18 protein-coding genes are annotated in these 18,676 nt (G+C 58.9%); 14 read left to right on the forward strand and 4 right to left on the reverse strand.

The annotated features are described in order from the left end of the window. Positions 1 to 70: 70 nt before the first annotated feature. Positions 71 to 1,357: an arsenic transporter gene (locus A4A58_RS25075; RefSeq protein WP_433993655.1), complete on the reverse strand. Its 1,287-nt coding sequence runs from the start codon at positions 1,355 to 1,357 to the stop codon at positions 71 to 73. Continuing rightward, the gene (locus tag A4A58_RS25080; protein WP_068737286.1) at positions 1,357 to 1,689 is read right to left on the reverse strand and encodes an ArsR/SmtB family transcription factor; all 333 of its coding nucleotides are present in this window, start codon (positions 1,687 to 1,689) and stop codon (positions 1,357 to 1,359) included. Before A4A58_RS25080 ends, A4A58_RS25075 begins: the two co-directional genes overlap by 1 nt. 258 nt (positions 1,690 to 1,947) lie before the next feature. On the opposite strand from A4A58_RS25080, the gene A4A58_RS25085 reads away from it, so the two are divergent. Genes A4A58_RS25085 through A4A58_RS25100 form a run of 3 tightly spaced genes read left to right on the forward strand, consistent with a single transcriptional unit; the run spans position 1,948 to position 6,291 of the window. Beyond that, the gene (locus A4A58_RS25085) at positions 1,948 to 2,469 is read left to right on the forward strand and encodes an arsenate reductase (azurin) small subunit (protein WP_068737288.1); all 522 of its coding nucleotides are present in this window, start codon (positions 1,948 to 1,950) and stop codon (positions 2,467 to 2,469) included. Positions 2,470 to 2,481: 12 nt separating this feature from the next. Next, entirely contained in the window at positions 2,482 to 4,956 is a 2,475-nt protein-coding gene (locus tag A4A58_RS25090) for an arsenate reductase (azurin) large subunit (RefSeq protein WP_068737290.1), read from the forward strand. A gap of 48 nt (positions 4,957 to 5,004) precedes the next feature. After that, positions 5,005 to 6,291: a molybdopterin molybdotransferase MoeA gene (locus A4A58_RS25100; protein WP_081422056.1), complete on the forward strand. Its 1,287-nt coding sequence runs from the start codon at positions 5,005 to 5,007 to the stop codon at positions 6,289 to 6,291. A gap of 37 nt (positions 6,292 to 6,328) precedes the next feature. On the opposite strand, the gene pstS is transcribed toward A4A58_RS25100, so the two are convergent. Continuing rightward, positions 6,329 to 7,345 carry a phosphate ABC transporter substrate-binding protein PstS gene (gene pstS / locus A4A58_RS25105; RefSeq protein WP_068737295.1) on the reverse strand — a complete coding sequence of 339 codons (1,017 nt, stop codon included), beginning with the start codon at positions 7,343 to 7,345 and terminating at the stop codon, positions 6,329 to 6,331. A gap of 81 nt (positions 7,346 to 7,426) precedes the next feature. On the opposite strand from pstS, the gene A4A58_RS25110 reads away from it, so the two are divergent. From A4A58_RS25110 to A4A58_RS25155, 10 genes are all read left to right on the forward strand, one after another. Continuing rightward, positions 7,427 to 8,293: a helix-turn-helix domain-containing protein gene (locus A4A58_RS25110; protein WP_068737297.1), complete on the forward strand. Its 867-nt coding sequence runs from the start codon at positions 7,427 to 7,429 to the stop codon at positions 8,291 to 8,293. Positions 8,294 to 8,304: 11 nt separating this feature from the next. Then, positions 8,305 to 9,348: an ArsJ-associated glyceraldehyde-3-phosphate dehydrogenase gene (locus tag A4A58_RS25115; RefSeq protein ID WP_068737298.1), complete on the forward strand. Its 1,044-nt coding sequence runs from the start codon at positions 8,305 to 8,307 to the stop codon at positions 9,346 to 9,348. Positions 9,349 to 9,350: 2 nt separating this feature from the next. Beyond that, on the forward strand, positions 9,351 to 10,613 hold the full coding sequence (gene arsJ, locus A4A58_RS25120; protein ID WP_068737300.1) for an organoarsenical effux MFS transporter ArsJ: 1,263 nt from the start codon (positions 9,351 to 9,353) through the stop codon (positions 10,611 to 10,613). Between the two features lie 69 nt (positions 10,614 to 10,682). Continuing rightward, positions 10,683 to 11,618 carry a phosphonate ABC transporter substrate-binding protein gene (gene phnD / locus A4A58_RS25125; RefSeq protein ID WP_068737302.1) on the forward strand — a complete coding sequence of 312 codons (936 nt, stop codon included), beginning with the start codon at positions 10,683 to 10,685 and terminating at the stop codon, positions 11,616 to 11,618. A gap of 32 nt (positions 11,619 to 11,650) precedes the next feature. Continuing rightward, positions 11,651 to 12,532: a phosphonate ABC transporter, permease protein PhnE gene (gene phnE / locus A4A58_RS25130; protein ID WP_068737303.1), complete on the forward strand. Its 882-nt coding sequence runs from the start codon at positions 11,651 to 11,653 to the stop codon at positions 12,530 to 12,532. 4 nt (positions 12,533 to 12,536) lie between these two features. After that, positions 12,537 to 13,391 carry a phosphonate ABC transporter, permease protein PhnE gene (gene phnE, locus A4A58_RS25135; protein ID WP_068737305.1) on the forward strand — a complete coding sequence of 285 codons (855 nt, stop codon included), beginning with the start codon at positions 12,537 to 12,539 and terminating at the stop codon, positions 13,389 to 13,391. A 75-nt stretch (positions 13,392 to 13,466) separates the two neighbouring features. Then, positions 13,467 to 13,829: an ArsR/SmtB family transcription factor gene (locus tag A4A58_RS25140; RefSeq protein ID WP_068737307.1), complete on the forward strand. Its 363-nt coding sequence runs from the start codon at positions 13,467 to 13,469 to the stop codon at positions 13,827 to 13,829. Between the two features lie 42 nt (positions 13,830 to 13,871). Continuing rightward, on the forward strand, positions 13,872 to 14,276 hold the full coding sequence (arsC, locus tag A4A58_RS25145) for an arsenate reductase (glutaredoxin) (RefSeq protein ID WP_068737309.1): 405 nt from the start codon (positions 13,872 to 13,874) through the stop codon (positions 14,274 to 14,276). Beyond that, positions 14,266 to 14,982, forward strand: coding sequence for an arsenical resistance protein ArsH (arsH, locus tag A4A58_RS25150; protein ID WP_068737311.1), 717 nt, complete (start codon positions 14,266 to 14,268; stop codon positions 14,980 to 14,982). The genes arsC and arsH overlap by 11 nt, the downstream gene beginning before the upstream one ends. Positions 14,983 to 15,202: 220 nt before the next feature. After that, positions 15,203 to 16,762 carry an AlbA family DNA-binding domain-containing protein gene (locus A4A58_RS25155; RefSeq protein ID WP_068737313.1) on the forward strand — a complete coding sequence of 520 codons (1,560 nt, stop codon included), beginning with the start codon at positions 15,203 to 15,205 and terminating at the stop codon, positions 16,760 to 16,762. A 321-nt stretch (positions 16,763 to 17,083) separates the two neighbouring features. Here the strand turns inward: A4A58_RS25155 and A4A58_RS30955 are convergent, their stop codons facing one another. Further along, the gene (locus A4A58_RS30955) at positions 17,084 to 17,314 is read right to left on the reverse strand and encodes a hypothetical protein (RefSeq protein WP_158005742.1); all 231 of its coding nucleotides are present in this window, start codon (positions 17,312 to 17,314) and stop codon (positions 17,084 to 17,086) included. Between the two features lie 221 nt (positions 17,315 to 17,535). Here A4A58_RS30955 and A4A58_RS25170 point away from each other — a divergent pair, with 221 nt between their 5' ends. Next, the gene (locus A4A58_RS25170) at positions 17,536 to 18,660 is read left to right on the forward strand and encodes a hypothetical protein (RefSeq protein ID WP_068737319.1); all 1,125 of its coding nucleotides are present in this window, start codon (positions 17,536 to 17,538) and stop codon (positions 18,658 to 18,660) included. Positions 18,661 to 18,676 lie beyond the last annotated feature (16 nt).

Consider the following 18,676-nt stretch of genomic DNA (forward strand, 5'->3'; position numbering starts at 1 on the left):
GCGGTTTTCGTGTTTTGAAAGGTCCACCGAGACACTACCGACAATTACCCCGAACGGGTGTTGCGCAGTGTCATGGTGCCACGCTCAGCCTGATAGCCAGTGCCGCAAGCGTCACCAGCAAGACGGGAAGCGTCAGCAATACTCCTACCTTGAAATAGTAACCCCATCCGATCTTGATGCCCTTCTTCGCAAGGACGTGAAGCCATAGCAGCGTCGCAAGCGATCCTATCGGCGTGATCTTGGGTCCGAGATCGCTTCCTATGACGTTGGCATAGATCATCGCCTCCTTCACCAGGCCGGTCGCCTTCGATGCATCGATCGAAAGAGCCCCGACGAGCACGGTAGGCATGTTGTTCATGACCGAGGAAAGCAAGGCTGTCAGGATGCCAGTCCCGAACGCGGCGCCCCATACGCCTCCGTCCGCAAACCGATCCAGGATGCCAGCGATGTACGCCGTCAATCCGGCGTTGCGTAGTCCGTAGACGACGAGATACATGCCGAGCGAAAAGATAACGACCTGCCACGGAGCATCGCGGAGGACCTTTTTCGTGCTGATGACGTGGCCATGGGCGGCGATCGCCAGGAGCAAGATTGCACCGGCCGCCGCCACTGCACTCACGGGTACCCCTAGCGGCTCAAGTCCGAAGAAACCCAACAGGAGAAGCGCGAGCACGACCCAACCCGCCCGGAAGGTCGCACGGTCGCGTACTGCGTCCGCGGGCTTTCTAAGTTGAGCGACATCGTAACCGGCAGGGATGTCCCGCCCGAAGAACAACAGCAGCACAGCCAAGGTGGCGACGATGGACGCGATATCGACCGGCACCATCACCGCTGCATAGCGACCAAATCCGACCTTGAAGAAGTCGGCCGAGACGATGTTGACCAGATTGGAAACCACCAATGGAAGGCTGGCGGTATCGGCAATGAATCCCGCCGCCATCACGAAAGCCAAGGTGGCTTTGTCACTATATCCAAGAGCAAGCAGCATCGCGATCACGATCGGGGTCAGGATCAACGCTGCGCCGTCGTTCGCGAACAGAGCGGACACAGCGGCACCTAGCAGCACGAAGAGGATGAAGAGCTTGCAGCCGCGTCCGCCGCCCCACCGCGCGACATGAAGGGCAGCCCACTCGAAGAACCCTGCCTCGTCCAGAAGGAGACTGATGATGATGATCGCGACAAAGGCGGCGGTCGCATTCCAGACGATGTGCCAGACCACAGGAATATCGCCTAAGGATACGACGCCGGTCAGCAACGCGACCGCCGCGCCGGCCGCCGCGCTCCAGCCGATGCCTAATCCCCTGGGCTGCCAGATCACCAGACCGATGGTCGCGAGGAAGATGAGAAGAGCAGCGATCATCGGGTAGCCGCGACGTTAGGAACCCGGAGCACGCCGAGGAAGTGTCGCAATGGCCCCAAGGCGGCGACATTGAGCGAATAGCACACCCTGGGCCGCTCGATCTCACCGACGATGATGCCCGCGGCCTTGAGGATTCTCAGGTGTTCAGACGTGGTTGACTGCGCCAGCCCAATTTCTTCGACGATATCGCAGCCGACGCAGGTGTCGCGTCGGGCGAGCAATTGCAGAATGGCGATGCGTGCAGGATGAGAAAGTGCCTTCGCCACGGCGGCGATCACTGCGTTTTCATCAGTTTCCGGTTCGCTCCGGGCGCGCGCGGCGGTCATCATGTGGTCGCTCCAATCGTCAATCGTCGATCAACGATATAAATCAGGTTTCTGTATTTGCAAGCGCGATAGCGCCCTCGCGTTGCCGTCGGAATCGCGAACGGACGGCGCCGCACCATGTTCGGATTTCGGAACGTCTAACAGCGCTGTTTCACGTCGTGCGTCGGCGGGGCCGTTGAAATGATGCACGTTTCGCTACTGGCCCGTGGCGTGCAGTAGCGAGGATGTCCGACCGGATAAAAGATCATCGGGAGAAAACAAATGAAAAGGTGCGACAACCTTGTGGATGCGGGCCGCCGCCGGTTCTTGAGCGGCGCCGGCGCTGCGACAGCCGCGGTGGCGGTGACGTCGCTGGTCGCCTCCAAGGCTGAGGCCGACACTCCTTCGGCTCTCGTCAAATATCCAGCCAACCGCTTGGCGAACGTCAAAGATCTCAAGCTCAACGAACCGCTCGACGTCGCTTACCCCGACGAAAATGCGCCCGGCGTTCTGCTGAAGATCGGCCAGCGCGTCCAGGGCGGCGTCGGCCCCGACGGCGACATCGTCGGCTTCACGACGCTCTGTCCCCACAAGGGCTACCCGCTCACATTCAACGGCGCCGACAAGACGATGAACTGTCCTGGCCACTACTCACGCTTCGACTGTGAAAAGGGCGGCCAGCAGGTCTGGGGGCACGCAACCCAGAACCTGCCGCAGTACGCACTCCGCGTCGACGAGAAAGGCGACGTCTACGCGGAAGGCGTGGACGAACTGATCTACGGCCGTCTTTCGAACACCCTCTGAAGGAGAGCAGACATGAGCTACAAGCGCCAGATCGGCCGCCTGCCCATCATTCCCGCCGACGCCAAGGAACACAACGTTGTCTGCCACTACTGCATCGTGGGGTGCGGCTATAAGGCCTATTCCTGGGACGCCCGGTACGAAGGCGGGAGCAAACCCGACCAGAACAAATTCGGCGTCGATCTTTCAAAGCAGCAGGAGGCCGACACGCCAGCGTGGTATTCGCCGTCGATGTACAATGTCGTCAAGCAGGACGGCCGGGACGTGCATATCGTCATCAAGCCCGACAAGGAGTGCGTCGTAAATTCCGGACTCGGCTCGGCGCGTGGCTCCCGGATCGCCGAGATGAGCCATTCCCGCCAACGCAATACCCAGCTCCAACGACTGACGGATCCGCTTGTCTGGCGCTACGGTCAAATGCAGCCCACCAGTTGGGATGATGCGCTTGATCTGGTCGCGCGCGTCACCGCCGCGGTGATCGCCGATCAAGGCGAGGACGGCCTGATCGTATCGGCGTTCGATCATGGCGGCGCCGGTGGCGGCTATGAAAACACTTGGGGGACCGGCAAGCTCTACTTCGGCGCGATGAAGGTCAAGAACATCCGCATCCACAACCGGCCTGCGTACAATTCGGAGGTTCACGGCTCCCGTGACATGGGTGTCGGCGAACTCAACAATTGCTACGAAGACGCCGAACTCGCCGACACCATTCTCGCGGTCGGAACGAACGCTCTCGAAACCCAGACGAACTACTTCCTGAATCACTGGGTGCCCAACCTGCGCGGCACCTCTATCGACAAGAAGAAAGCTGAGTTCGGAACGGAGCCCGTGGACAAGGCACGTATCGTGATTGTCGATCCGCGGCGGACCGTGACCGTCAACGCGTGCGAGGTCGAGGCTGGCAAGGACAACGTGCTGCATCTGGCGATCAACTCCGGCACGGACCTCATCCTGTTCAACGCCTGGCTTACCTACGCCGTCGACAAGGGCTGGATCGACAAGCCTTTCATCGCCGCGTCCACGAAGGACTTCGACAAAGCCATTGCAGCCAACAAGGTCTCGGTGGCCGATGCCGCCAAAACCACCGGCCTCAGCGAGGCAGAGATCATCAAGGCGATCACATGGATGGCGGAACCAAAGGCTGGGGGCGCCCGACGCCGTACCATGTTTGCCTATGAGAAGGGGCTGATCTGGGGCAACGACAATTACCGGACCAACCAGTCGCTGGTGAACCTCGCGCTGGCGACCGGCAATATCGGCCGCCCCGGCGGCGGCTGTGTCCGGATGGGCGGCCACCAAGAGGGCTATTCCAGACCCTCGGACGCCCATGTGGGCAAGCCCGCCGTGTATGTCGATCAGTTGCTGATCAATGGCAAGGGAGGTGTCCATCACATCTGGGGGTGCGACCACTACAAGACGACCCTGAACGCGATGGAATTCAAGCGGGTCTACAAAAAACGCACCGACATCGTGAAGGATGCGATGAATGCCGTTCCTTACGGAGACCGCCCGGCCATGGTGAAGGCGATTGCCGATGCCATCAAAAACGGCGGTTTGTTCGCGGTCGATGTTGATATCGTCCCGACGAAGATTGGCGAGGCATGTCATGTGATGCTGCCCGCCGCGACGTCAGGCGAAATGAACCTGACCTCGATGAATGGTGAGCGCCGTATGAGGCTCACGGAGCGCTACATGGACCCGCCGGGCAACGCCGTGCCGGACTGCCTGATCGCGGCGCGCATCGCCAACAACATGGAGCGCGTGTGGCGCGAATTGGGTAAGAGCGACATCGCCGACAAGTTCAAGGGCTTCGACTGGAAGACAGAAGAAGACGCCTTCATGGACGGCTATGCCAAGAACGAAAAGGGCGGCGAGTTTGTAACCTACGCGCGACTGCGGGCCATGGGCACTAACGGCTTCCAGGAACCCGCCGTGCGCGTGGATTCAAGCGACGGGAAAGAAAAGATCGTCGGAACAAAGCGCCTTTTTGCAGATGGCAAGTTCAACTCGAAGGACGGGAAAGCCACGTTCGCTTCGGCTCAGTGGCGCGGACTTCAGGCTTCCGGAAAGCAGGCCGAGAAGGACAAGTTCGCCTTCCTGATCAACAACGGACGCGCGAACCTTATCTGGCAGAGCGCCTATCTGGACAAGGAAAATGAATTCGTGATGGACCGCTGGCCATATCCATTCATCGAAATGAACCCTCAAGACATGTCGGATCTCAAGCTCAAGAACGGAGACCTGGTGGAAGTGTTCAACGACAACGGCTCGACCCAGGCAATGGCCTATCCGACCCCAACTGCCAAGCGGAAGCAGGCCTTCATGCTATTCGGATTTCCGACCGGCGTCCAAGGTAACGTGGTGTCGAAGGGCGTGAACGAACTCGTTATTCCAAACTACAAGCAGACCTGGGGCAACATCCGGAAGATCTCGGATGCTCCGGAAGGAGTCCGGCATCTGACGTTCAAGTCGAAGGAGTATTCGGTCTGACAGCAAGGCGGGGTCTCCGGACCCCGCCTTGCCTTTGAACTCCAATCCATGATTGCTCAAATTCACAATACATCCCGCCGCGCTTCAGAAGATTGTCTCGCCGATCTGAGCGCCCTGCTCTCACCGTCGGAAGCATTGGAGAACATTCTCGCTGGCTTGCGTCCGATACACGGTGACGAAATCGTCCTAACGTCGCAGGCGACGGGTAGGATTGTCGCTGTCGATGTCGTCTCCGACATCGCGCTACCTCGTTTCGACAATTCCGCGGTCGATGGCTTCGGTGTCCATGCTGCAGATCTCGACCGTGACGGAGGCCTATCGTTACGGCTGGATGGAGCGGTTCATGCAGGCCGCACTGGACCTGCTGTTCTCGTTCCGGGAAGAACCATCCGGGTCCTGACGGGAGCCGAGGTGCCGCCAGGTGTCGCCGCCATCGCCATGGAAGAGCACACCCACCACCACGGAACCGCGATCGCGTTCGATGCCGCTCCAGAGATCGGCAGCAATATCCGCCGTGCGGGCGAGGACGTGGCGGCGGGCACGATCGTGCTGCGCCGCGGATCGATCGTCGATTCTCGGCATCTGGCCATGCTCGCCGCCTGCGGCGTGCGGCAGGTTCGCGTGCTTCGCCGCTTGCGGGTCGGCGTCATGTCTACCGGAAACGAACTCGTCGAACCCGGACCTGGAATTGCCCCAGGTCTGATCACCGACAGCAATCGCCCGATGTTGCTCTCCCTGCTTTCCAGCCCCGCCATGGACGTCGCCGATCTCGGCATCACGGCCGACGATCCCGACCGTTTATCGGGCGAACTAACCCGAGCAAGCGCCCGTTTCGATCTGCTCATCTCAACTGGCGGTGTGTCCGGCAGCGAGGCCGATTACATGCATCCCGCCCTCCTCTCTGCTGGTGGCCGCTGCAGGGCCATGCGCCTTGCGTTGCGGCCGGGCAAACCGATCTCGGCAGGATCCTTGGGAGCGATGCGCGTGATCTGCCTGCCCGGAAATCCAGTGGCTGCGCTTGTCGGCTATCTTCTCTTCGTACGCCCTCTCGTTCGCAGACTAATCGGAGCGCCACCTGGAGCCCCGTCGCCGCCGGCGCGAACGGCAGAGACGTTCTTTCACAAGCTGGGGCGCACGGAATTCGTGCCGGTTTCCGTGGTCGGATACGCTGACGACGGAATGCCCCTCTTGCGAAAGCTAGGACGCGGAGGATCCGCTCGTTTACTTCCGATCGTTCAGTCAGACGGATTCGCCCAGATAGCCGCCGACGTCGGTCACGTTCCGGAAGGCGGACTGGTGATCTACCATCGCTTCGACTCCATCCTTCAACTCTGAGAAATCAACATGATAAGGAGCGTTGCGATGGCGACCGTCAGGCACCAAAGTCGCTCTTCAGATACTTTCCGATCCTGTCGATGAGACTTGCTGGAAGCGGCACGTAGTTCAGAGCCGCGGCTTCGGCACCACCGTTCTCAAGAGACCACCTGAAGAAGTCGATCGCTACCTTGGATCTGACATGCTCCTTCGGCTGCTTCGGCAACAGGATGAAGGATGTCGCCGTGATCGGATAGGCATTGTCGCCGGGTGCGTCGGTCATGATCTGATAGAAGTCCTTTGCACTTCCCCAATCCGCGCTGTCCGCAGCGGCTTGGAACGACTGAGCATCCGGCTGCACGAAACGTCCGGCACGATTCTGGACGAGACCGTAGGCGAGCTTGTTCCGTACGGCGTACGCATACTCGACGTAGCTGATGGTGTTCTTGGACAGGCCGACGTAAGCCGCAACCCCCTCGTTTCCCTTGCCACCGACTCCTACGGGCCAATCGAGAGCGACACCTTGGCCTACGGTGGCCTTCCATTCCGGACTTACCTTGGAGAGGTAGTTAGCGAAATTGAAGGTCGTGCCGGATCCATCGGTTCTGTGGACCACCGTGATCGCCGAGGTCGGTAGTTGCAGATTAGGATTGAGGGCCTTCAACGCCGGATCGTTCCAGTTCTTGATCTTGCCCATGAAGATGTCGGCCAGAACGCTTCCCGTGAAATGCATCGCGCCCGGCGCGACGCCTTCGAGATTCACGACCGGGACCACCGCACCTATCACCAGCGGAAATTGGCCAAGGCCAGCCTTCGCCAGTTCATCTGGCTGCAGCGGCATGTCGGAGGCTCCGAAATCCACCGTGCCCGCCTTCACCTGCTGCAATCCAGCGCCCGAACCATTGGAGACGTAGTTGATCTTGTTGCCGGTCTTCGCCTGATACTCCGAGGCCCACTTTGCGAGGATCGGATACACGAACGTCGATCCGGATCCGTTGCTTTCCGCCGCGAGGGCAGCACTTCCCGAGTGGACAAGGACTGCGCCGACAGCCATGGCCCGAAACAGCTTGATCATGAGACGATCCTCCCTTATATGTCGATATGTCTCGACATATATACACATCATGACAACCCTTTGACAATCGGAGTCTGAACGGTGGCGATACTGGAGCCCGATCCAAGCGAAGTCGCCGTGGAACGCTTCGCGTCGATCGCTCAGCCGACCAGGTTGCAGGCGCTCCGGCTGCTGCTTTCCGTTTATCCGGAAAGCCTCGGCGCGGGCGAAGTCGCCAGGCGTTGCGAGGTGCCGCACAATACGATGTCGACCCATCTTGCGACGCTGATGCGCGCCGGAATGATCGAGGCGGCCAAGGACGGCCGGGCGATGAACTATCGCGCCGACCTGACCGGCTATCGCGGCCTCATCGATTATCTCACCCGAGACTGCTGCGGCGGACATCCAGAACTTTGCGCCCCGACGGCACCGCCGTTCGAAGAAACCCCTACACCTGACGTCCTTACGCCTGCCTTCAACGTCCTTTTTCTCTGCACCCATAACTCCGCGCGGTCGATCATCGCTGAAGCGGTCCTCGAACGTATGGGCAAGGGCAAATTCAGGGCCTATTCCGCGGGATCGGACCCCGGAAAGGCGCCTCTTCCGGAAGTGATCGAACGGCTTCGCCAGTTAGGCCACGATGTTGGCGGGCTCCACTGCAAATCGCTCGACGATTTCTCGGGCCCGGATGCGCCGAGGATGGATTTCGTCATCGCCCTCTGCGACACGCCGGAGGGTCAGTTCTGTCCGGACATCGACAGCCGGTTCGTGACGGGCGCATGGCCCCTTCCGGACCCCGCGCGCTTCGACGGCTCTCCCGTCGAGAAGACCACCCTCCTCAACGAACTGTACGCGATGATCCGCCGTCGCATCGAAATCTTCGTGAGCCTTCCGTTCGCCGCCCTCGACCGCATGGCGCTCAAGGCGCGCTTGGACGAGATCGGCGATAGCACGCGCATATCAATCTAGAAGGCATCGAAATGAAAATCGGCATCAACGGAATGGGCCGGATCGGCCGCCTTGCTCTGCGGGCGGGGCTTGGCGGCATGTATCGCCCCGATGGCGATCCACACCGTTCCAACCGGCTGGACGTCGTTCACGTCAATGAACTCAAGGGTGGCATCGACGCGACAGCCCATCTACTGGAATTCGACAGCGTCCATGGCAGGTGGCATGGCGAGATTGGCGTACACGGCGGCCGGTCGATCAGCGTGGCCGACAGGCGTATCAGCTTCTCCGAAGCGGCTGCTCCGGGCGATGTGCCTTGGGGCGACCTCGGATGCGACGTCGTGCTCGAATGCACCGGCAAATTCCTGAAGCCGGACCAGTTGCAGGGGTACTTCGATCGTGGCGTCAAACGCGTCATCGTTGCAGCACCGGTCAAGGATGATGCGGCTTTGAACGTCGTGGTCGGCGTAAATCACAAGACCTACGACCCGGCACGTCATCGGCTCCTCACCGCCGCATCCTGCACAACCAACTGTCTCGCCCCGGTCGTCAAGGTCATCCACGAAGCCATCGGTATACGTCACGGGCAGATTACGACGATCCATAACCCCACCAATACCAACGTCGTCGTCGATGCGCCCCACAAGGACCTTCGCCGGGCCCGGTCGTCAATGCTGTCGATGCAACCGACCACGACGGGTAGCGCAACCGCGATATCGCTCATCTACCCCGACCTAAAGGGCAAGTTGAACGGTCACGCCGTCCGCGTTCCTGTTCTCAACGCCAGCCTGACAGATTGCGTGTTCGAGATGGCCCGGGAGACGACGTCCGTTGAAGTCAATACGCTCTTCGAGGGGGCCGCGAAGACCGTGCTTGCGGGCATCTTAGGCATCGAACACCGCCCTCTTGTCTCCGCAGACTACACGAACGATACGCGAAGTTCGATCGTCGATGCCCAGAGCACGCTGGTCACCGACGGGACCCTGCTGAAGATCTACGCCTGGTATGACAACGAGGTCGGCTACGCCTGCCGCATGGTCGATCTCGCCAACATCGTGCGGAAGGCAGGATTCTGATCATGGTGCGCAACTACATCATAGTCACCGCTTCGTATTGGGGATTTACCCTCGTCGATGGCGCGTTGCGCATGCTCGTCCTGTTTCATTTCTTCAGGCTTGGATATACGCCATTTACCCTCGCGTTCCTGTTCCTGCTCTATGAAGCCGCCGGCATAGCCGCCAATCTTGCTGGCGGCTATTTTGCCTCCCGCTTCGGCATTCCGCGCATGCTGGCAATCGGACAAGGACTGCAGATCGCCGGGCTCCTCATGTTGTCGGCTCTTGATCCCGGTTGGGGCGCAGTCGCGTCCGTTGCGTGGGTCGTCGTCGCACAGGGCATCGCCGGCGTCGCAAAGGACCTGACGAAGACCGCCTCGAAGTCCGCCATCAAGGCCACTTCCGCTGAAGGTAGCGGCCAGCTTTTCAGATGGGTGGCCTGGTTCACGGGTTCGAAGAACGCGATGAAGGGCATCGGCTTCTTCGTCGGCGGCCTGCTGCTCGATCTTGTCGGCTTTTCGCATTCGCTGTGGTTGATGGCCGGTCTTCTCGCCATCATCTTCGTTGCAGGCCTGCTTCTGCTGCCTTCCGAACTCGGCAAGGCCAAGTCATCCAAGACAATCCGTGAGCTCTTCGGCAAGTCCAGGGGCGTCAACCTCCTGGCTGCTGCACGAATCTTCATGTTCGGCGCGAGAGACGTGTGGTTCGTGGTCGGACTACCCGTTTTCCTTTACGCCAATGGATGGAAATTTCTGCAGGTCGGCGGCTTTCTCGCAGCGTGGACCGTCGCTTACGGCTTCGTGCAGGCCGTCGCGCCATCATTGGTGACCCGGAGTCCCGACGGCCTCAGCCGCGAAGTGCCGTCCGCACGATTGTGGTCAGCGATTCTTGCGGCAGTCCCCATCATTCTTGCGGTCATCATGAACTCGACCGACGTTGCGAGGCCGGATCTCATTCTTGTAGTCGGACTCGCGCTGTTCGGGATTCCGTTCGCGGTCAACTCGTCGCTTCATTCCTACCTGATCCTGGCCTATGCCGGGTCTGAGAAGGCGGCTGAAGATGTCGGCTTTTACTACGCCGCGAACGCGGCTGGCCGCCTGCTCGGCATCACGCTGTCAGGCGTCCTCTATCAGGCTGGCGGCATTACTGGATGCCTCGTCGGATCGGCGATCATGCTGCTGCTTTGTTGCTTCATCACCTTCCTCATCCCGCTGAATCCAGTTCCTCTCGCCGAGCGCGCCGCGGCGACGAAGGACGGTGGACTGCCCACATCTTCAGCTTCATAACGACGGTCCCGTCATCTGCTCGTCACCAAAGTTGTCGATAATTCTAGACAACTTGAACAGGAGCAGAAAATGAACATGCGTCTCGCTTTGTCTGCAGTCAGCATCGGTGCTTGCCTGGCGACCTTTCCCGCAATGGCCGAGTCGTGGAAGGACAAGTACCCGGAGATCGTGCTGGCCATGGTGCCGAACGAGAATGCCACCGGCAAAAATGACCGGGTCACGTCGTTCGCGGACTATCTCTCGAAAGAACTCGGCGTGAAAGTCGTGCTGCGCATCGCCAACGACTACACGGCAGTGATCGAAGGCCAGAAGAACAAGCAGATCCATATCGGGCTTTACGGCCCTGGCTCCTATGCCCGTGCCAACACGGTCTCCGGCGGCAACGTGATTCCGTTCGTCACCACCCGAAACGCGGATCAATCCATCGGCTACTATTCGGTGATGTACGTGCGCGCGGACTCGCCCTACAAAACGGTGGAAGACCTCAAGGGTAAGGTCCTTGGCACCGTGGACGTAGAATCCACCTCCGGCTTTAAGGCTCCGAACTACTTCCTTACCGAACAAGGCTTTCCGATCGACAAGCACTTCAAGCTCGTGCAGACCACAGGCAGCCACGAAAACGCGGTTCTGGCGCTTGCGTCCGGTACGGTCGATGCAGCCGTCAATTGGTGGAATTCCGACGACGACTCCAATCTGACGCGCATGCTCAACAAGGGCATGGTCAAGAAGCTGGACGGCTCCCCCATGAAGAAGGAGGACTTCCGCCTGCTCTGGAAGTCTCCGCTGCTCCCCGGCCCGCCCTATGCATATCTGGCTGACATGCCCGACGACATGAAGAAGGCGATCGCGAAAGCGTTCCTGGACGCCCCGACCAAAGACAAGGAAGCATTCTCCAAGCTTTCGGACGGTAAGGACATCGAATTCGTGCCGGTGACGACCAAGGACTACGAAGAGTCGGTGAAGATGAACCTTTGGCTCGACGCTCAGCGGAAAAAGAAGACCTGATCTCGATCCACTCGTCGAACGAGGCCATTTCGGTGACCGTAGACACCGCAGACGTCACGCGGCAGCGAGCCATCTTGCTGCTGCGTGACTACAAGGCTGCCGTCCGTAGCAAGCGCATCCGCGCGGCGCTGCTCGCCGCCGCTGTGCTGATTTGCGCTGTGGCTGCCGCCTGGTCTGGAGAAGTCGACGTAAAGAAATTCGTCGAAGGTCTCCCCCGCTTCGGGTCCTATTTCCGCGACATCATGCCGACCTTGCGTCCAGCGACCTTCTGGTCGGACGTCGCCGAATGGTATTGGAATTTTCCGACCTGGATCGAGCTCCTGTTGGAAACCTTGTTGGTTGCCTACGTCGGCACGTTGACAGGCGCGACCGTCGGCTTTGCTTTGTGCTTCCTGACCAGCGCAAACATCTTCAGGAACCACGTGGTTGCCTTCGTCGTGAAGCGCACCCTGGAATTCTGCCGCACGGTGCCGGATATCGTCTTCGCACTGCTGTTCGTTTACGCGATTGGCTTGGGACCCGTTCCGGGCGTCCTTGCAATCGCCATTCATACCGTCGGCGCTTTGGGCAAACAATTCGCCGAGGTCGTCGAGAATATCGATCTCAAGCCAGTCGAGGGGCTCCGCTCCACAGGCGCGAATTGGGTTGAACAAATACGATTTGCAGTTCTGCCTCAGGTCATGTCGAACTTCGTCAGCTACGTCCTGTTGCGGTTCGAGATCAACGTCCGCGGTGCGACGGTGATGGGCTTCGTCGGCGCCGGGGGGATCGGTAAGGAACTCCTGAGCTCAATTCGACAGTTCTACTATTCGGACGTGAGCGCGATCCTCCTGATGGTCATCGCGACGGTCTTTGTGATCGACCTGCTGACCGAACGCCTGCGGCATCGGCTTCTCGGGCTGACGGGACACTGAGCGAATGCGCTTGCAGAACATCGATGGTCCGGAACGCGAACGTATCTTGGCATCCTACCCGAAGGTGTTCGCTCCCGACTATGGGCGGCGGGCGGCGACGATTCTCGCTACGGCAGGCATCGTCGGCCTTTTCGTCTTCGGGCTTGTTTGGCTCGGCTTTTCGCCTAGTGCATTGCTCCGCGGCGTCTCGAGGCTCGGCATCATCCTGCAAGCCATGTTTCCGCCGACGGCAGGGCAGCAGTTGCCGGTCTATATCACTGCGCTCGGCCAGACGCTTTCGATCGCATTCCTGGGGACAATGCTGGCGGCGGCGTTGGCGTTCCCCCTGGCCTTCTTCGCTGCCAAAAACGTAGCAGGCATGTGGGTCGTCCGTTTCTTGACCAAGCGCAGCTTCGACGTCATGCGAGGCATCGACACGCTGATCTGGGCGCTGATCTTCATCAACGTGGTGGGCCTTGGTCCGTTTTCCGGCATCCTGGCGGTCGCCATGTCGGACCTGGGATCCTTCGGAAAATTGTTCTCAGAGGCCATCGAGACCGCGAGCCGGAAGCAAGTAGAGGGCGTCCTATCGACCGGGGCATCCAAAGTGCAAGAAGTTCGCTTCGCCATCATCCCCCAGGTTCTTCCGATTTTTCTCAGTCAGGTCCTGTACTATTTTGAATCCAACGTGCGGTCGGCGACCGTAATCGGCATCGTCGGCGCTGGCGGCATCGGGCTCTATCTCTCCAACGAGATCAGTCAGCAAAGTTGGGATCATGTGTCATTTATCATCCTGATGATCCTGGGAACGGTCGCGGCCATCGATTTCGTGTCGGCACGGGTTCGGCGGTCCATCATTGGCATGCCGGTCCGGGCCTGAACTGCCGAACTTGGGGCACTCTGAAGTCGCGACACGGGCTTGACAGCGGCAGAATACATCCATAATTCCGGATGCATGGATTATGATGGTGCACTTCTCGCTTTTGCCGCCTTATCGCAGGGGACGCGCCTCGACACGTTCCGGCTGCTTGTGAGCAATGAGCCCGACGGTATTGCCGCGGGAGACCTCGCGCGAAAGGTCGGTGTTCCTCAGAATACGATGTCATCGCATCTAGCGATACTTTCGCGCGCCGGGCTGATCATAGGCGAGCGACAGAGCCGCTCGATCGTCTACCGCGCGAATCTTGCAACTTTCCAGGCTTTGACCATCTTCATGGTCCAGGACTGCTGCGGTGGACGGCGTGAATTCTGCGAGCCGCTTCTTGAGAGTCTCACGCACCGTCCTGCCAAGTCCCGAAAGAGCAAGACACGTGCTTGACCAAAATTGCATTTCAACATCCCCCGCTTTGGAGGTCCGCCCGTGACCGTCACCATCTATCACAACCCCGACTGCGGCACCTCCCGGAACACGCTCGCCATGATCCGCCAGAGCGGCGTCGAGCCCGAGGTGATCGAGTATCTCAAGAACCCGCCGTCCCGTGGCAAGCTCGTCGAATTGATCGCCGCCATGGGCATCTCCGTCCGCGACGTCCTGCGCGAGAAGGGCACCCCTTACAAGGATCTCGGCCTAGCCGATCCGAAATGGACCGATGACGAGCTGATCGAGTTCATGCTGGCCCATCCCATCCTGATCAACCGGCCGATCGTGGTGACCGACAAGGGCGCGAAGCTCTGCCGTCCATCGGAGGCTGTTCTCGATATTCTGCCGAACCCGCATATCGGCCGTTTCGTTAAGGAAGACGGCGAGGTCATCGATGCTGGCTGATCTCCCGAACATCGACTCTGCCGCCTTCCGGCTTCCGGATGCGACCGTCCTGCAGCATGGCCCGCTCGTCGGTCACCGGCCCCGTATCCTGTTGCTTTACGGCTCGTTGCGCGAGCGGTCGTTCAGCCGGTTTGCGATCGAGGAAACAGCCCGCCTGCTGAACGCTTTCGGCGCGGAGACACGCATTTTCAACCCCACAGGCCTGCCCCTTCCGGACGACGCGCCGGCGACGCATCCGAAGGTCGAGGAATTGCGTGAACTGTCCGCCTGGTCGGAAGGTCAGGTGTGGTGCAGTCCGGAACGCCACGGCGCCATGACCGGCATCATGAAGGCCCAAATCGACTGGATTCCGCTCTCCATTGGCGCGGTTCGTCCGACGCAGGGCAAGACGCTGGCAGTGATGCAGGTCAGCGGCGGTTCGCAATCGTTTAATGCCGTCAATCAGCTCCGCGTCCTTGGGCGTTGGATGCGGATGGTCACCATCCCTAATCAAAGTTCGGTTGCGAAAGCCTACGAACAATTCGACGACAATGGCCGGATGAAGCCGTCTCCGTATTACGATCGCATCGTGGATGTCGCCGAGGAGTTAGTGAAGTTCACACTGCTCACTCGGGACATCTCGGCGCATCTAACAGACCGCTACAGCGAAAGGAAGGAAGCCGCGATTGACTTAGCAAACCGGCTCAAACTGGAACAAGCCCTCTAAGATGGGCGCCGACCCGAACGCGGTGCGCCTCAAGCCCCGCAGACTGGAAGTTCGCCGCGGATAGGGGCAAAGTTTGGAGCCGACACACACTAAGAAATCTGAAACTTCGGTCTAGGTCATCTCCAAACGAGCTAAGAAGAACATTTCGACTAACGGACAGTAGGATTCTAAGTGCGGCTGGTGCACATTCCGAAAAAATAAGGATCGGGGGCGCCTTTGCATGACCAAGCAGCGATCATTGACCGATAGTGAGATCGCCTTCGTCAAAGCGATGCTACGCAAAGGTTGGCGCAACGACGCGATCCATTACTACTTCAACCGCTCTGACCGTCTGATCAGCTCCGGCCGTATTGCACAGATCAAGGCCGAGAAATATGGCGCGAACGTCGAAGAGGCACTTCCTGAGGAGCTGGACGCGTTTCTCGCATCCTGGGGCGACGGGAGCGCTGAAAGACCCCCCGCCCCTTCGCCGGTAGATCAGCGCGTCTTGCGAGCTATGTTCGTGCGCGCGGGCGGTGGATGGAAGCTCATCGGAGGTGAAACTGATCGTGCGGAGTGCAAGGCAAGCTTTCGCCTTCGGCCCGAAGACCACTTCTCGAAAATCCTGCGCGCCGTAGCCGGCCTCGCCAATAACAGAGGCGGCTACATCCTGTTGGGCATAACAGACGGAAGCTTCCAGGCCGAAGGGTTACGGGATGCCACTTTTACGAACACCGACGTGGGGTTGATCAATAGAGCCTTGGCAAGTTCTCTCGACCCTGTCCCTCATGTCACCAAGGCGTCACTTGATCTCGGAGGTCGATTGGTCGGCGTGTTGTATGTAGAGAAGCACGCCGATGCCCCCGTTCTTGCCATCAAAAATGTTGGTCAAGATATAAAGGAAGGGGGTATTTACTTCCGATATGTCGGCGAGACCAGGCTCATCAAGCCCGGAGAACTTCGCCAGATCATTGCCGCGCGAGAGCAACGCGCGATTGCAGAGTTCGGCGCGCGCGTCAGACGCGTAGCATCAGGTAAAGACGCGACGATCGACCTCGACAGTGGCGAGGTTTCCGGCGCCAGTGGCAGATTTGTAATAGACAAGTCCCTGCTCGCCTCCATCCAATTCGTTCGAGAAGGAGACTTTACGCAGCAGAAAGGATCACCCGCGCTCAAACTTATCGGCAACGTGGAGCCCGTGTCTGAAGCCGAGAAAGAACGTACACACGTTATCAGGCAGCACGTAACTCCAGATGCCGTGGTGCGCAACTTTCTTTTAAATGAAAAAATCGCTGAGCCGCTTTCATATATCCACTTTCAAGCATTCAATCAAAGACGTTGGATGCCGATTTGGTTCTATATCAATCAAACAACGCAAACAGCGTCGAAGATCGCTGACGATCTTCGATCAAGTGTTGCAACCCATCCCTCTTCACGCGACGCAGTCGTTAGACGTATCGAGGGTAAAGACTTGGCATTTCGTTCAGCTTCTGGAAAGCCTGGAGCGCTCGCGAAACAACTGATAAGAGGCGAAATTTCCGAACCGACCACAATCGAAGAAGACGTCGTCTTTGCTGGTGCGGTTCAGTCTTTGCCGGACACCGTCAAGAAAAAAGACGTCGAAACCATTCGGAAGATCCTTACTGCATGCCTGGACCGGGCCGAAAACGATATGAAGGGCAGCCGCAGGGGGATGATCTATCGTGCCGCTTGTCGCGTCGACGAACTCTTGAATGCGGCGAAGCAAATCGCACCTGAAAGCGTCGCAACGGTAGGGCAACCCGAGGCGAGCGGACGGTGACGTTCATCAGTGAAGTTGAATAAGCTTGCTGCCGCCCCGAAGCAGTACCGGCCAATCAGGTAAATGCTACGCCATCATTCATGAAAGCGAAGTAGACGGCTTCGTCTTTGTCATTGAACCTGACGTGAATAATGGAGCTGCCCCACACTTCGTAAGCCCAACCCGAGTTTCCCCAATAGGAAACTCGGTCGAGCATGTAACGTAGCCCGTCCGTCTGACAATCTACTAAAACGCCGTAGGGATAATCCCAGAATTCCCGCATTCAAATCTGCTTGGCATTCAAGTTGTAACTTGTGCAGCATTCGGCATGTACTTCCCCAGCTAATTGTTCGGTGGGCCCAGGTAGTCCTCTCTCAGTTGAGCCGCGACGCCGTGATCGTCCGGCATATGCATCCCAGAAACGATCGCAGTGTAGCTGAGGTATCGCGCCAATTCCTGAAGCACCCCCATCATTCTCTGCCCGGAAAACTTGTTCGTCCCCTTGGCGCACAGCACGGTGAACTCGGTGGACGTAAACGCCAGCTCGTAGACTTCTGAGCCCTCGATTCTCACTTTGTCCCCTATACTTGGCACCCTTAGTAAAGGCCAAAATCTGGCCATTTATCCCCATTCCACACAAGATAAGGTATTAACAAGAAAATAAACGACACTTCGCCCCTAGCTCTTGTATATTTCTGGAATAGCGATTTGCGAATCGCTCAACCACGGCCTGCGGGCTCACAACGATAAGAACAAAATGAGTCTTCTGGGTTCGTTCTCATAAGGGGCTTTGGATGGCAAATGGCAAACCTGCCGTTTCCAGTACCGTAAAGCGTAAGAGTTCAGACCAGCAGCAGCTACCCTGGCGCCCGTTCAAGGACAGGCCGTCAGGGATTTGGATCGACGAGACGGTGGCGCGGATCAAAGAGACCGCCCAGCCGGAGCTGATCGATTCCCTGTTCCGAAACCACATCCCCAAGGACGCAAAGTTCAGGGTACTCAAGCATCTCATCACGGTAGACGGCCGGAAACGGCCGGAGGGCGACAACTGCCCCTGTCCCATGTGCACGCCGAACCGCTTCCTGACCGGGTCGCTGGTCTGGTTCTACGAACTCCAGTGCTGCGCCTTCATCGGCAACTGCTGCGCCAACGATGACGTCCTGGCCGAGGCGGAGAAGGAAAGGAAGTGGCGCGACCGGCGCGACAGCGAGGAGGGCTACCTTCTCGATGCTTTGCCCCTGGTGGCGCCAAGACTGAATGTCTTGGAAAGCCTGAAGTCAGTCGCGGCCGAAGCGGTCAGAGCTTATCGGAAATTCCGCAACACTATCCCGGAAGTCCATGAGCTGCTCCGCCAGATGAAGCACCATCATGGTGGGCAGCTCACCCTAACCGAAATCATCCGGGACGAATCTCAGGAACAGGACGACGACTATTTCGGCCCGGCTGGTTTCAAGGGGCGCGGCAAGGATGGCGTAGAGAGCCGTGACCACGTCCTTGGAACTTTCAGCGGTCAGATCGCCGTTCAGAAAGACTACAATCCGACGAAAGAGCTGGAAGATATGCACCGCATGCTTTTGTCGGTCGCGTCGGACTCATACAGCCAGGATGCCTTGAACTTCATCGTCGGCATGTCTGAAAACCAACGGCACGCCGCCGTTGTCATTCTTCGCGACGTCGAGGAGCGCATCGTCAAGTTCAAGGCCAGGCTTCAGGATCTAGCTTCTTTCTACACGGCCGAGAATGCTCAGACCTTGCATGAGTTTTTTACCCATGACCTCAATAGGCTCTACTTCCGGGTCGAGTTCTCCAATGGGCGGGACGGGCCGACACTTAAGTTCAAGCGCGGAGCCAGCATCTACACCCTGATCCGGGGGACGTGGGCCAACAAGCTGGAGTTCGATTGGCCAAGGGCGGAATAAGGGGGTTATCTAAGTC

The sequence above is a fragment of the Tardiphaga robiniae genome, assembly GCF_001618955.1.
GTDB classification, from domain to species: domain Bacteria; phylum Pseudomonadota; class Alphaproteobacteria; order Rhizobiales; family Xanthobacteraceae; genus Tardiphaga; species Tardiphaga robiniae_A.